The sequence below is a fragment of the Paenibacillus sp. DRB1-1 genome (genome assembly GCF_052119485.1).
Classification (GTDB): domain Bacteria; phylum Bacillota; class Bacilli; order Paenibacillales; family Paenibacillaceae; genus Paenibacillus; species Paenibacillus polymyxa_B.
In genome coordinates this window covers 1-16,632 of record NZ_JBODQH010000003.1, presented here as the reverse complement: position 1 = coordinate 16,632, position 16,632 = coordinate 1, and the positions used below count along the sequence as shown (strand labels likewise).

The following is a 16,632-nucleotide window of genomic DNA, read 5'->3' as shown; positions in this document are numbered from 1 at the left end:
TTCCAATCGGGAAACCGATTCAAAACATTCGTCTGTACATCGTGAAGGAAGGCACGGAGCAATTGCAGCCGATCGGGGTTGCGGGGGAGCTGTGCATCGGCGGTGTCGGCGTAGCCCGAGGCTATCTGAACCGTCCAGAGTTGACGGCTGAGAAATTCGTAGCCGATCCGTTTGCTGGCGGGGAAGCCGGGTATGAGCGGATGTACCGCACAGGCGATTTGGCGAGATGGATGCCGGACGGCAACATTGAATATCTGGGCCGGATCGACCATCAGGTGAAAATCCGGGGTTACCGGATTGAACTGGGCGAGGTCGAGTCGCAGCTGCTGCAAGTGGAATTGGTACGAGAAGCCGTAGTCATGGCTCGTGCGGATGAAACGGGACAAAAACAAATGGTGGCGTACTATGTCGCGGGGCAAGAGATCGGTGCTAGCGAGCTGAGAAGTGAGCTGGGCCGGGAGCTGCCAAGCTACATGGTGCCATCGTACTTTGTACAGCTGGAGCAAATGCCGCTGAGTCCAAATGGAAAAATTGACCGCAAGGCCCTGCCAGCACCGGAAGGCAGTTTGCAAAGCGGAGCCGATTATGTCGCACCGCGGACGTGGGTGGAAGTGAAACTGGCACACATTTGGCAGGATGTGCTGGGCCTCACGCAGGTCGGTGTGAAAGAAAACTTCTTCGAGATTGGCGGACACTCGCTGCGGGCGACGACACTGGCCTCGAAGATTCACAAGGAGCTGAACAAGCCGCTTCCACTGCGCAGTATTTTTGAAGCACCAACCATTGAACAGTTGGCAACGGTGTTAGAAAGTCTGGATCAAGTAACATACGCGTCCATTCCGGTAACGGAAGAACGCAGCTTCTACCCGTTATCTTCGGCGCAAAAACGGCTGTATGTATTGCATCAGTTCGACCCGAATGATGTGAACTACAACATGCCGTCAGTGCTGCAAGTGAGTGGTCCGCTGGATGTGAAACGAGTAGAAGGTGTGTTCCGTCAATTGATCGACCGCCATGCAACCTTGCGTACCCGATTTGAGCTGGTGGACAATGAGCCGATGCAATGGGTGGAGGACACCGTGCCGTTCGAGGTGGAATATACGAAGTTGGATACAGCTACGGACACGACGATCAGCCAGGAAGCACAAGAACGGGTACGGCAGTTTGTCCGTCCGTTTGATCTGAAAGCTGCACCGCTGCTGCGGGTAGGCTTGGTGGACTTGGGCGTACAAGGAGCAGAGCAAGAACCACAACAAGAACCACAGCATCTGCTCATGCTCGACATGCATCATATCGTTTCGGATGGTGTGTCGATGGAGGTCCTGACCGATGAATTTGTCCGCTTGTATGGCGGTGAAGAGCTATCGCCATTGCGGATTCAGTACAAGGATTATGCGGTATGGCAGCAAAGCGAAGCCCATCAGGAATGGATGCAGCGTCAGGAAGCGTACTGGCTGGGCACCTTCCGGGGCGGAGTGCCTGTGCTGGATCTGTCAACCGACTTTGCCCGTCCGGTGGTGCAGAGTACGGCAGGGGATACGATCGAATTTGCACTGGAGCGTGAAGTTAGCGAACGCCTGAAAGAACTGGCTTCGCAAACAGGTTCAACCTTGTATATGGTGCTGCTGGCGGCATACACTACGCTCTTGCATAAATACACGGGGCAAGAAGATATCGTAGTGGGAACGCCGATTGCCGGAAGACCACATGCGGAACTGGAGAGTCTGGTAGGTGTCTTCATCAACACGCTGGCAATCCGCAATTATCCGTCTGGCGACCAATCGTTCCTGGATTATCTGCAAGAGGTGAAGGAGCATGCGCTCAGTGCTTATGAGCATCAGGACTATCCTTTTGAAGAGCTGGTTGAAAAGCTGAATTTGACGCGGGACACGAGCCGGAATGCGCTGTTTGACACGATGTTTGAGTTGAAAACATTGGAGCAACAGGAGTTGCAGCTGGAAGGTCTGACCCTGAATTCGTATCCGCTGGAAAATAATACGGCCAAATTTGATCTGACTCTGGATGCAGTGGAGCAGCCAGAAGGTATTCTGTGCAGCCTGGAATACAGCACGGCGCTGTACAAGTCTGAGACTATTGCGCGAATGGCGCAGCATTTTACCGAGCTTGTACGTGCAATTACACTGCATCCGCAGCAGCCATTGGCAGCTTTGGAGCTGGTACCTGCCGAGGAAAAAGCACAAATCATCCATGGATTTGGAAATGTGGGGGTATCGGATGTGGCTGCTGTTGAAGCAGAAGCCTTATTCCATACCTTTGTGGAAGAACAGGCACAGCTTGTGCCGGATCACGTGGCGGTGGTGTACGAGGAGCAGCAGCTTACGTACCGGAAACTGAACGAGCGTGCGAACCAATTGGCGCGTAGATTGCGGAATGAAGGCATTGGACGCGAGTCGATTGTCGGCATTTTGAGTGAGCGTTCGGTGGACATGCTGGTCGGCGTATTGGCCGTGTGGAAAGCTGGAGGCGCCTATGTGCCGCTGGATGCAGACTATCCGTCCGAACGTATTCGTTTCATGCTGGAGGACAGCGGTGCGACGGTACTGTTGACCCAAACAGGCTTGCAGGAGCGCGCACAAGTATGGCTGGAGGAAAGCAAAGCTACCGTCGAACCTGCAACGGGGCTGCGTCTGCAGACGATGCTGGCTTTGGACGATGAGTCGCTGTACACCGGTGATACCACAGACGTCGATCATATCAACGAACCGCAGGATCTGGCGTATGTGATCTACACGTCCGGGACAACGGGACGTCCGAAAGGGGTCATGATCGAACATCACAGCTTGGTGAATACGGCTGCGGCGTATCGTCGGGATTACCGTCTGAGCGAGTTCCCGGTACGTTTGCTACAACTGGCAAGCTTCTCCTTCGACGTCTTCGTCGGCGATATTGCGCGGACGCTTTATAACGGCGGCACGATGGTTATTTGTCCGAAAGACGACCGGATTGATTTTAGCCGTTTGTATGGCTGGATTCGCGATTACCAGATTACAGTGTTCGAATCGACTCCGGCCCTGATCGTACCGTTTATGCAGCATGTGCATGAACAGGGGCTGGACATGAGCAGTCTGGAATTGCTGATCACCAGCTCGGATAGCTGCAGTGTGACGGATTACCGGGTGCTGCAAGAACGATTTGGCGCAGATATCCGCATTATGAACAGCTACGGCGTCACAGAAGCGGCGATCGACTCCAGCTTCTACGATGAAGATCTATCGAAGCTGCCAAGCAGCGGTAATGTGCCGATTGGTCAGGCGTGGCTGAACGCACGCTTCTACATCGTGGACAGCCAGCTGAATCCGGTGCCGATCGGCGTACTGGGCGAGCTGTGCATTGGCGGAGCCGGGGTAGCACGGGGATACCTGAATCGTGCGGACCTGACGGCCGAGAAGTTCGTAGCGAACCCGTATGTAGCCGGTGAACGATTGTACCGCACAGGTGACCTCGCGCGGTGGATGCCGGACGGCAATGTGGACTTCATTGGCCGGATGGATGATCAGGTCAAAATCCGGGGCTTCCGGATTGAACTGGGCGAGGTGGAAGCGCAGCTGTTGACCGTGGACGGCATTCAGAAAGCCATCGTCACCGCCTGGGAAAACGAAGACGGAGACAAGGATTTGTGTGCGTATATCGTAGCCTCTGAGGCGCTGAATTTGCCAGAGCTGCGCAACATGCTGCAGCCCAAGCTGCCGGGTTATATGATCCCGACGTATGTTGTACAACTGGATCAATTCCCGCTGACACCGAACGGGAAAATTGACCGCAAAGCGTTGCCTGCGCCGGAAGCGCGCCTCGAAGGAGGCACGGCGTACGTGGCACCGCGGACACTGCTGGAAGAGCAACTGGTACGTATTTGGCAAAGTGTTCTGAATCATCCGCAGATCGGTATTAAGGACCATTTCTTTGAAGTGGGAGGACATTCTCTGCGCGCCACAACACTGATGGCGAAAATCCATCAGGAGCTGAATTACAAGCTGGCCCTGCGAGATATTTTCCAATATCCGACGATTGAGCAACTGGTGCAGGTGATGGGAGAAGATCAGACACAACAAACGTATGTATCCATCCCTGTGGCGGAGGAGCGCGTATATTATCCCGTTTCCTCGGCGCAAAAACGGATGTACGTGCTGAGTCATTTGGAAGGCGGAGAGGTTAGCTACAATATGCCAGGCGCTTTGATTATTGAAGGTTCCTTGGATAAAACGCGACTGGAGCAAGCCTTCCGCCAGCTGATTGTCCGTCATGAAGCCCTGCGAACTAGATTCGAGATGGTGGATGGCGAGGTTATTCAATGGATTGAATCGGGCGTCGCATTCAACGTGGAGCATGTGCAGGCAAGCGAAGAAGAGACCCAGCAGTATGCACTGGACTTTGTACGTGCATTTGATCTCGCACAAGCACCGTTGCTGCGGGTTCAGTTGGTGGAAACCGGACCGGAGCGTCACGTCATGCTCTATGACATGCACCATATTATTTCGGATGGTGTGACTGAAGGCATTATCGTGCAGGAGTTCTCTCAATTGTATGAAGGCAAGGAACTGCCGCCACTTCGCATCCAATACAAGGACTATGCCGTTTGGCAGCATGCCGATATGCAAAGTGAACGTCTTCGTGAGCAGGAAAGCTATTGGCTGAACACGATGGCTGGTGACATTCCGGCGCTGGATATGCCAACGGATTTTGCAAGACCAGCCGTACAGCGTCTGGAAGGAGCTCGATTGGAATTTGCGATCAGCCTGGAGGACAGCGAGCAGTTGAAACAGCTGGCCGCACAAACCGGCTCCACCTTGTACATGGTGTTGCTGGCCGCGTATAGCACGCTCTTGCATAAATATTCGGGGCAGGAGGACATCATCGTCGGCACGCCGATTGCCGGAAGACCGCATGCGGAACTGGAGGGCTTGGTAGGCGTATTCCTCAACACGCTGGCGATCCGCAATTATCCGTCTGGCGACAAAACGTTCCTGGATTACTTGCAAGAGGTGAAGGAGCATGCGCTCAGTGCTTATGAACATCAGGAGTATCCTTTTGAAGAACTGGTTGAAAAGCTGAATTTGACGCGGGATACGAGCCGGAATGCGCTGTTTGACACGATGTTTGAGCTGAAAACATTTGAGCAGCAGGAGTTCGAGCTGGAGGGTCTGACCTTTAAGACGTATCCGACGGACAATAACACGGCCAAATTTGATCTGACCTTGGATGCAGTGGAGCAGCCGGAAGGCATTCTGTGCAGTCTGGAATACAGCACGGCGCTGTACAAGCCTGAAACCATCGCGCGATTGGCACAGCATTTTACCGAGCTTGTTCGTGCAATTACGCTGCATCCGCAGCAGTCACTGGCAGCTTTAGAGATGGTAACCGTCGAGGAAAAGGCACAAATCATCTACGGTTTTGGAGATGTAGGGGTATCGGATGTTGCTGCGGTAGAAGCAGGAGCACTGTTCCATACCTTTGTGGAAGAACAAGCGCAGCTTGTACCGAATCACGTGGCGGTGGTGTACGAGGAGCAGCAGCTTACGTACCAGAAACTGAACGAGCGTGCGAACCAATTGGCGCGTAGATTGCGGAATGAAGGCATTGGACGCGAATCGATTGTCGGCATTTTGAGTGAACGTTCAGTGGACATGCTGGTCGGCGTATTGGCGGTATGGAAAGCTGGAGGCGCCTATGTGCCGCTGGATGCAGACTATCCGTCCGAACGTATTCGTTTCATGCTGGAGGACAGTGGTGCGACGGTACTGTTGACCCAAACGGGGTTGCAGGAGCGTGCACAGGTCTGGCTGGATGAAAGCCGACAGGCCTTGACCGGAGGGCAGTCTGAAGGCGAGTTGGAAACAGCGGCTGGCGCTGAAACGATGGAATCAGGTACTCTCCATGGAACCCTGAACGGAACAGCAGATTCGGCACCTGACAGCGAAGCTACAGTCGAACCCGCAGCGCACTTGCGTCTGCATACCGTGCTGGCGCTGGACGATGAGTCGCTGTACACCGGGGATGCCACGGATATCGAGCACATCAACGAACCGCAGGATCTGGCGTATGTGATCTACACGTCCGGTACAACGGGACGTCCGAAGGGCGTCATGATTGAGCATCGCAGCTTGGTGAATACGGCTGCGGCGTATCGCCGGGATTACCGTCTGAACCAGTTCCCGGTACGACTGCTACAACTGGCAAGCTTCTCCTTCGACGTGTTCGTCGGCGATATTGCGCGGACGCTTTATAACGGCGGAACGATGGTTATCTGTCCGAAGGACGACCGGATTGATCCAAGCCGTCTGTATGGCTGGATTCGTGATTATCAGATTACGGTGTTCGAATCAACACCGGCCTTGATTGTACCGTTTATGCAGCACGTGTATGAACAGGGACTGGACATGAGCAGTCTGGAATTGCTGATTACCAGCTCGGACAGCTGTAGCGTGACGGATTATCGGGTGCTGCAAGAACGGTTTGGCGCGGATATCCGCATTATGAACAGCTACGGTGTCACGGAAGCGGCGATCGACTCCAGCTTCTACGACGAAGAGCTGTCGAAGCTGCCGGACAGCGGCAGTGTACCGATTGGTCAGGCGTGGCTGAACGCACGCTTCTACATCGTGGACAGCCAGCTGAATCCGGTGCCGATCGGCGTGTTGGGAGAGCTGTGCATTGGCGGAGCCGGGGTAGCACGAGGCTACCTGAACCGTGCCGACCTGACGGCCGAGAAATTCGTAGCGAACCCGTACGTACCGGGTGAACGATTGTATCGCACAGGCGACTTGGCGCGGTGGATGCCAGACGGCAATGTGGACTTTATCGGCCGGATGGATTATCAAGTGAAAATCCGGGGCTACCGGATCGAGCTGGGCGAGATTGAAACGGCGATCCAGCGGGTGCCAGGTGTGCGTCAAGCGGTAGTCATCGACCGGACAGATGAGCGTGGACACAAGTATTTGTGCGGATACATCACAGGAGAAGCAGAGCTGCGGATTGAGGAGGTACAGACCGAGCTGGAAGCAGGACTGCCAGCGCATATGATACCTGCACGCTTGATGCGACTGGAGACGATCCCACTGACGAGCAACGGCAAAATCGACCGCAAGGCCTTGCCGGAACCGGAAGGAAGCATCCATACCGGCGCAGCCTATGTGGCACCGCGTACCACGGTGGAACAAGTATTGGCTGCGGTATGGGCCGGGGTGCTCGGCGTGGAAGCGGTAGGCACGCAGGATAACTTCTTTGAACTGGGTGGCGATTCGATCAAGGCGCTGCAAGTATCATCCCGCTTGCTGCAAGCAGGTTATCGACTGGAGATGAAAGACCTGTTCAGTCATCCAACCGTGTCTGCATTGGCACTGAAAGTCCAAACGGTGACCCGATTGGCGGATCAGAGCGAAGTGGTGGGCGCTGTGAAACTGACACCTGTTCAACAATGGTTCTTTGAGCAGAACCTGACGGATGCTCATCATCATAACCAGTCCATTATGCTGCATAGCAAGGACGGTTTTGATGAAGCGGCCCTGCGCACGGCGATGGATCACGTCGTGAGCCATCACGACGCACTGCGTATCATTTTCCGTCCTAGTGAGCACGGATATGAAGCTTGGAACCGTGCAGTTGGGGAGGGCGAGCTGTATACACTGGATCGGGCCGACTTCAGAAATGAGTCTGAGGTATCTGCAGCGATCGAGGCCAAAGTGAATGAAATTCAGGCGGGTATTCATGTAAGCGAAGGACCGCTGGTGAAGCTGGGGCTGTTCCATTGCCCGGATGGAGATCATTTGCTGATGGCTATTCATCACTTAGTGGTGGATACCGTATCTTGGCGCATTTTGTTCGAGGATATTACGACAGCCTACGAGCAGGCATTGAACGGACAAGCCGCTCGTCTTCCGCACAAAACGGATTCATTCCGCACCTGGGCGGATGGGCAGTCTCAATATGCGAACGGTCCGGCCATGGCAGCAGAACTCGCATTCTGGCAAGAAATGGAACAGGGAATATATCAGCCGCTTCCAAAAGACGAATCCCATTCTCATTCCTTAAATAGGGACAGCGAGAACATTACGGTCACGTGGACAGCTCAGGAAACGGAGCAGCTGTTAAAACAGGCGCATCGTGCCTACAACACGGAGATGAATGATTTGCTGCTTACCGCATTGGGACTGACTATTCATCGCTGGGCCGGTCTGGAACGAGTGCTTGTGAGCCTGGAAGGTCATGGACGGGAGTCCATTTTGCCAGAACTGGATATTACGCGCACCGTGGGCTGGTTTACGACTCAATTCCCAGTTGTGCTGGATATGAGCGTGGGGCAAGACCTTTCACAACGCATCAAACATGTGAAAGAAGGACTACGCCGCATTCCGCAAAAGGGCATTGGCTACGGGATGTTGAGATACCTGTCCGCAGCACGTGAGCAAGAGCGTTTTGTAACTGAACCTGAAATCAGCTTTAACTATTTGGGACAATTTGACCAAGATATGCAAAATCAATCCATTGGCGTATCTCCTTATTCTAGCGGTGCAGAGCTTAGCGCTCATGCAGCTAGAACGCACACGCTGGATATGAACGGACTGATTTCCGAAGGCGAGCTGCAATTGACGATCAGCTACAGTAAGCAGGAATATCGCCATGAAACGATGGAGCAGCTAGCCGAAGCGTTCCGAATCAGTTTGCAGGAAATCATTGCGCATTGCACAGGCCGCAAACAGCAGGAGCTGACGCCAAGCGATGTCATGCTTAAAAATGTAACCATGGCCGAGCTGGATCAGTTGGTAGAGCGGACTCGTGACATGGGGGAACTGGAAAATGTATATGCGCTGACGCCGATGCAAAAAGGCATGTTGTTCCATAGTCTGATGGATGCAGAGTCAGGTGCTTATTTTGAACAAACGACCTTTGATTTGCATGGACGCTTCCAAGCGAATATTTTCCAAGATAGCTTGAATCATTTGGCACAGCGGCATGAGATATTTAGAGCCAATTTCATCAGCGGTTGGCAGGATGAGCCTGTGCAGGTTATTTTCCGCCGCAAGGATGTTGGTTTTAGATGTGAAGATTTGCGTCATCTGAATGAGCAGGAGCGTGACGCGTATGTGAAGGAATTTATTCGCAAGGACAAGGCAGCCGGATTCGATTTGTCCCGGGATGCGTTGATGCGCGTGGCGATTTTACGAACAGGTGATGAGGATTATTATTTTGTGTGGAGCTCTCATCACATCTTGATGGATGGCTGGTGTGTGGCATTAGTCACGGATGAGGTGTTTGAGGCTTACTTTGCAGCCGTGGAGCATAGACAGCCGAAGCTTGCCCCCGTTACTCCATACAGTCAGTATATTGAGTGGCTTGAAGCACAGGATGTAGAAGCAGCAGCTGCGTACTGGAAGGATTATTTGCTCGGCTATGATCAGCAAACTTCGATTCCGACCGGAAAAGTAGGCGTGAAAGCAGACGGTGCACAATTTGAGCATATCCTGTGTGATCTGGGCAAGGACTTGACCGGACGTATGGAAATGGTGGCCAAGCAGTACCACGTGACCCCGAATACGTTGCTGCAAACAGCCTGGGGATTGCTGCTCCAAAAGTACAACGGTAGTGACGACGCTGTTTTTGGCGGTGTAGTGTCTGGTCGTCCAGCGGATATTCCGGGGATCGAAAATATGGTGGGCTTGTTCATTAACACCATTCCAATACGGATCCGCAGCGGGGCTGAGGACACCTTTGCCGACATGATCAGAACGAATCAGAAGCAGGCGCTGACTTCTCAAGATTATGAAACGTATCCGCTGTATGAAATTCAAGCCTTGAGCGAGCAAAAGCAAGATCTGATCAACCACATTATCGTGTTTGAAAACTATCCGGTGGAGGAGCAGGTCGAGCAACTTGGCGAAGGTGCAGAGTCGGATTTTGAAATTCGCAATGCCGGCATGATTGAACAAACCAACTATGATTTCAATCTGGTCGTTATGCCGCAGGAAGCGATGAAAATCCGATTTGAATACAATGCGAAGTTATATGATCGTGAAGCCGTTGAACGGACTCAGGGCCATCTGATACAGCTGTTGGAGCAGGTGGTAGCGAAGCCAGACATTCGAGTGCAGGAGCTGGATATGGTAAGTGAGCAGGAGCGTGAGCAAATTCTCAGCGTATGGGGAAATACAGCTGCTGAGTATCCAAGCGAGCAAACGATTCATGGCTTGTTCGAGACACAAACGGCGCAGACACCGGAGCAGGCAGCGTTGTTCTTCGAAGGAGAACAGTTGACCTATCGCGAGCTGAATGAACGCGCCAATCGTTTGGCTCGTACCTTGCGTAACCAAGGCGTGACGAAGGATCGTTTGGTGGGTCTGATGACCGAGCGTTCGGTAGATTTGATCGTGGGTATCTTAGGCATTTTGAAGGCTGGGGGTGCATATGTGCCCATCGATCCGACGTATCCAGAGGAACGTATCCGCTACATGCTGGACGACTCGGGTGCGAAGCTATTGTTAACGCAAAACCATTTGGTGGATAAAGTAGCCTTCGATGGTAACGTGCTGGTGCTGGATGGAGCACAGAGTGTGTATCACGAGGATGGTTCCAATCTGGAACCGTTGTCTGGTCCGAACGATCTGGCGTATGTGATTTATACGTCGGGTACGACGGGGCAGCCGAAGGGCGTTATGGTGGAGCATCGTAATGTCGTACGTTTGGTGAAAAATACAAACTACGCGCAATTGGATGCCGACACGCGCATTTTGCAGACAGGGGCTGTTGTTTTCGATGCATCCACCTTCGAAATTTGGGGGGCGATATTGAATGGTGGACAGCTGGTGCTAGTGAGCCAGGATGTCATTTTGGACGCACCCAAGCTTAAGGAAGCTGTGCGTAGCCACGGCATTACCACGATGTTTCTGACCACACCGCTCTTTAACCAGCTGTCCCAGCAGGATCTGGCGCTGTTCGAGGGAATACGCGAGCTGCTGGTCGGCGGTGATGTGATGTCCGTACCACATATGAACCGGGTGCTGGAGGCCCATCCGTCCCTGCGGATCAGTAACATCTATGGCCCAACCGAAAATACGACCTTTTCCACAATGCATGCGATCACTGGTGTGCAATCGGAATCGGTGCCAATTGGCAGACCGATCCATAATTCGACAGCGTATGTCGTGGATCGTTCGATGCGGCTTCAGCCCGTCGGGGTATGGGGTGAGCTGATCGTCGGCGGTGACGGGGTGGCACGTGGATACCGCAACCGTCCAGACCTGACGTCCGAAAAGTTCATCGATAGCCCGTTCCGCAGCGGAGAACGCTGCTATCGCACTGGCGACCTGGTACGCTTGAATGTAGACGGGACGCTGGAATATAAGGGACGGATCGACGCACAGGTGAAAATTCGGGGCTATCGGATCGAACTGGGCGAGGTAGAAACGCAGCTGTTGAAGCTGGAGGCAGTGCGAGAAGCTGTGGTCATCGCACGTGAAGATGAGCAAGGGCAAAAGCAGCTCTGCGCTTATGTGGTCGCCGATGGGGAAGTTGTGGCAAGTGAGCTGCGAAGCGCTTTGAGCCAGAAGCTGCCGGGTTACATGGTCCCTTCCTATCTGGTACAGCTGGAGCAGATGCCGTTGACTCGGAATGGAAAAATCGACCGCAAAGCACTGCCAGCACCGGAAGACAGCCTGCAAAGCGGAGCGGATTATGTCGCACCGCGGACATGGGTGGAAGTGAAACTGGCACAAATTTGGCAGGATGTGTTGGGTCTGGCGCAGGTCGGTGTGAAGGAAAACTTCTTTGAGATTGGCGGACACTCGCTACGGGCGACGACGCTAGCCTCGAGAATTCACAAGGAGCTGAACAAGCCGCTTCCACTGCGCAGTATTTTTGAAGCACCAACCATTGAACAATTGGCAGTCGTACTGGAACATCTGGATCAAGTAACATATGCGTCCATTCCGGTAACAGAAGAACGCAACTTCTACCCGTTATCTTCGGCGCAAAAACGACTGTATGTACTGCATCAGTTCGACCCGAATGATGTGAACTACAACATGCCGTCGGTGCTGCAAGTGAGCGGTCCGCTGGATGTGAAACGGGTAGAAGACGCGTTCCGTCAATTAATCGCCCGTCATGCGACCTTGCGTACCCGCTTTGCACTGGTGGACAGCGAGCCAATGCAATGGATTGAGGACACCGTGCCGTTTGAGGTGGAATATACAAAGGTACGGGCAGAAGATGCGACTACGGATACAGATCAGGACACAACCACGAGTACAGACACGATGGTCAGCCAGGAAGCACAAGAACGGGTGCGGCAGTTTGTACGTCCGTTCGATCTGCAAGCCGCTCCGCTGCTGCGGGTAGGCTTGGTAGATTTGGGTGTACAAGGAACCGAGCAGGAACCGCAGCATTTACTCATGCTCGATATGCACCACATCGTTTCGGATGGTGTGTCCATGGGAGTACTGACCGATGAATTTGTCCGCTTATACGACGGTGAAGAGCTTTCGCCAATGCGTATACAGTACAAGGATTATGCGGTATGGCAGCAAAGCGAAGCCCATCAAGAGTGGATGCAACGTCAGGAAGCGTACTGGCTCGACACCTTCCGGGGTGAGCTGCCAGTGCTGGATGTACCTACGGACTTTGCCCGTCCGGCGGTACGAAGTACGGTAGGCGATACGGTGGTGTTTGGACTGAAACGTGAAGTCAGCGAACGTCTGAAGGAACTGGCGGCGCACACAGGCTCTACGCTGTATATGGTGCTGCTGGCAGCGTACACCGCGCTCTTGCATCAATACAGCGGGCAAGAGGACATCGTAGTCGGCACACCGATTGCCGGACGACCGCATGCGGATCTGGAGCCAATGATCGGGATGTTCGTCGGAACGTTGGCATTGCGGAACTATCCGACGGCAGAGCAAAGCTTCCGAAGCTATGTGGAGGATGTGAAGACGCGTGCCCTGCAAGCTTACGAGCACCAGGACTATCCGTTTGAGGAGCTGGTGGAAAAGCTGAACGTGAAGCGGGATATGAGCCGCCATCCGCTGTTTGATACGATGTTTACCCTGCAAACCACCGAGGAAGGTGAGCTGCAGCTGGCGGACCTAAGCTTCCGTCCATATGGCTTGGAACAAACGCCAGTCAAGTTTGATTTGATGATGGAAGCCAGAGAGGAAGAGGCAGGTATCCAGTTCGGATTGCAGTATGCAACTGCGTTGTACGAGCGCGAAACGGTAGAACGGATGACGCGTCACTTTGTTCGCTTGGCTGAAGCCGTCGCGGCGAACCCGGATGCGAAGCTGGGTGAGCTGGAGTTGATTACGGCAGAAGAAACCGAGCAGATTCTGAAGGTGTTCAATGATCCGAATGCGCACAGCCTGCTTGGAGCATTACAAGGCCGTTCGCTCAGCGAACGCTTTGAAGACCAAGCGAAGCGCAACCCTGAGCGGGTAGCAGTCGTGTCTGGAGACACGGCACTGACCTATGCCGAGTTGAATGAACGGGCGAACCAATTGGCTCGTGTGTTACGAGCGGAAGGGGTCGAAGCAGATCAACCGGTTGGCGTATTGCTGGAACGTTCTGCGGATATTCTGGTGAGCATTCTGGGGGTACTTAAGGCCGGAGGCGCATATGTGCCGATGGATACGGTGTATCCACAGGAGCGCATCGACTACATGCTCCAAGACAGTGGGGCCAAGGTCGTGATTACAAGTAGAGTCGCCACCCTGTCGCTCAGCTTGCCATCCCTAGTACAAGCTGTAGTTCTTGACGACGAGGACGTTCAAGCTCAGTTGGGAGCACAGGATGCGAGCAATCTAATCCCTGTTGCCCGCCCGCATAACCTGGCCTATATGATTTACACGTCAGGCACCACCGGTCAGCCGAAAGGGGTCATGATCGAGCAGGGCAGTGTTAGCAATCTGGTAGATGCTTTATGGGAACGCGTATACAGCCGTTATGAACAGCCGCTTCATGTCGCATGGCTGTCGGCATTTGTATTTGACGCTTCAGTGAAGCAAATCTTTGCCAGCTTGCTGTTAGGCCACACCCTGCACGTGGTGTCCCGTGACGTCAGTCTGAGCGGAGAGCATTTGATCGCCTACTACCGCACGCACCGAATTGATCTGTCGGACGGCACACCTGCGCATCTGCATATTTTGAACGAAAGCGTCAGTGTGACGGAAGCGCCGGAAGTGAAGCATTACCTGATCGGTGGCGAAGCATTATCCGTGCAACTGGTAAATGTGTTCTTGCACAAGTGGTCTGGGTATCGTCCAGTCATTACGAACGTGTATGGCCCGACCGAAACGACGGTAGATGCGACTGCTTATACGATTGAAGATGTGGAGTCCCTGAACGTACTGCTGGAAAAAGGGGAGCACACAGTATCGATCGGAACGCCGATAGCGAACCAGTCGGTGTACATCCTGAACAGCCAGCAACAGCTGGTACCGATCGGTATCGCAGGTGAGCTTTATATCGGAGGTGCAGGTGTGGGACGAGGATACCTGAACCTGCCGGAGCTGACGGCAGAGAAGTTCGTCCTGAATCCGTTCGCTGATGCGGCAGCAGCTGATCCAGCGGATCACGCAAACCGGATGTACCGGACGGGCGACTTGGCACGGTGGATGCCAGACGGCAGTATTGAGTATTTGGGCCGGATCGACCACCAGGTGAAAATCCGGGGGTACCGGATCGAACTGGGCGAGGTGGAAGCGCAGCTGCTGACCGTGGACGGCATTCAGAAAGCCGTGGTCACAGCATGGGAAAACGAAGACGGACACAAGGACCTGTGTGCCTATATCATAGCTTCAGAGTCCCTGAGTTTGCCGGAGCTGCGCAATGCGCTGCAGCCGAAGCTGCCGGATTACATGATCCCGACGTATGTGGTACAACTGGATCGTTTCCCGCTGACACCGAACGGGAAAATCGACCGCAAGGCGTTGCCGGCACCGGAAGCACGCCTCGAAGGAGGCCTGGAGTACGTTGCACCGCGGACACCGCTGGAAACCAAGCTAGCCCAAATCTGGCAGGATGTCTTGAAGCTGTCCAGCGTAGGAGTCACCGACTCATTCTTTGACGTGGGTGGACACTCCCTGCGGGCAACGACGCTGGTGGCCAAAATCCATCAGGAACTGGACAGCCGGATTACGCTGCGTGAGGTGTTCCAACACTTCACGATTGAGCAGCAAGCCCAGCTCATCGCAACGCACGGTACAGACACCTATACGGTGATCCCTGCGGCGGCGCAACAGGCGTACTACCCGGTTTCCTCGGCTCAAAAACGATTGTACATTTTGAGCCATCTGGAAGGTGGGGATCTCAGTTACAATATGCCGGGTGTATTAACCGTGGAGGGACCGCTTCAGGCCGATCGGCTGGGGGATGCGTTCCGTCAGTTAATAGCCCGCCATGAAACGCTGCGGACTTCCTTTGAAATGCTGGAAGGCGAGGTCGTTCAGCGGGTTTACGATCAAGTGGAGTTTGCAGTAGAGCACCTGCAGGCCAGGGAGTCCGAAGTCGAAGCCTATATCGAGTCCTTTGTCCGTAGCTTTGATCTTCGCCAGGCACCACTGCTGCGTGTCCGTCTCATTCAAACCGGACCAGAACGCCATCTCCTGATGTACGACATGCACCATATTATTTCAGACGGTGTATCGTCTAACAATATCGTGCATGAGCTGGTACAACTGTACGAGGGACAGGAATTGGAGCCGCTGCAAATTCAGTACAAAGACTACGCCGTGTGGCAGCAGCAGGAGATGCAGCGTGAGTCATACCAACGCCGAGAACACTTCTGGCTGGAGCATTTAGCCGGAGCATTACCGGTACTGGATTCGCCAATTGCTTATCCTAGACCTGCTGTTCGCAGCTTCGAGGGTGCGATGTATGAATTTACAGTGGACGCGAATGTATCCGAGCAACTGCGCCGAATTGCGGCACAGACCGGAAGTACGCTGTACATGGTGCTGTTGAGCGCCTACACCGTTCTGCTGTCCAAATACAGCGGTCAGGACGATTTTGTCATTATTGGTACGCCGGTAGCAGGCCGCTTGTTGCCGAACCGGAACCCATGGATCAATGTTTGGTTTAGCGCCACCATATCCGGCATCAGCCGAAGGGCAACCAAACGTTCCACAGCTACTTGCTGGAAGCCAGAGATCGTACGTTGCAAGCCTTCGAGCATCAGGATTATCCACTGGAAGAGTTGGTGGAAAAACTGGATGTAGCACGGGATGCAAGCCGTAACCCGTTGTTTGACACCATGTTTGTACTGGAAAATACAGAGTCGCCGGAAGCGCAGCTTGAGACGCTGTCCTTTAGTCCGTATGTTCAGGAGCATCGTATCTCCAAATTCGATTTGACCTTGTCCATGAGTGATGAAGATGGGGAAATCAAGGGTTCCTTTGAATACTGCACGAAGCTATTTGGGGGCGACGCTATTGAGAGATTAACCAGAGATTTGATAGCGATCCTGTCCCAGATTGGAACCGATCCAGATTTACTGTTAAGCGATATTCAAGTGAACACGGACGAGCAGCCAGAAGGCTTCTCGCCGGATTTTCCATCGATTTTGTTTTCTAAATCAGTTCTTCAAAATGCAATGAGTTCACTTTGCATGTGCAGAGGGCGGCGGCTTGTCCGACT

The 16,632-nt window shown here is 53.6% G+C and carries 2 protein-coding genes; both read left to right on the top strand.

The genetic code is table 11. The annotated features are described in order from the left end of the window. Window positions 1–41: 41 nt before the first annotated feature. Window positions 42–16,214 (top strand): non-ribosomal peptide synthase/polyketide synthase, encoded by a 16,173-nt coding sequence (locus ACQW03_RS25955; RefSeq protein ID WP_441952794.1) that lies wholly within the window; start codon window positions 42–44, stop codon window positions 16,212–16,214. Further along, window positions 16,130–16,632 (top strand): condensation domain-containing protein (locus tag ACQW03_RS25950; protein WP_441952792.1); only part of this gene is annotated, 503 nt, incomplete at its 3' end. The genes ACQW03_RS25955 and ACQW03_RS25950, both read left to right, overlap by 85 nt.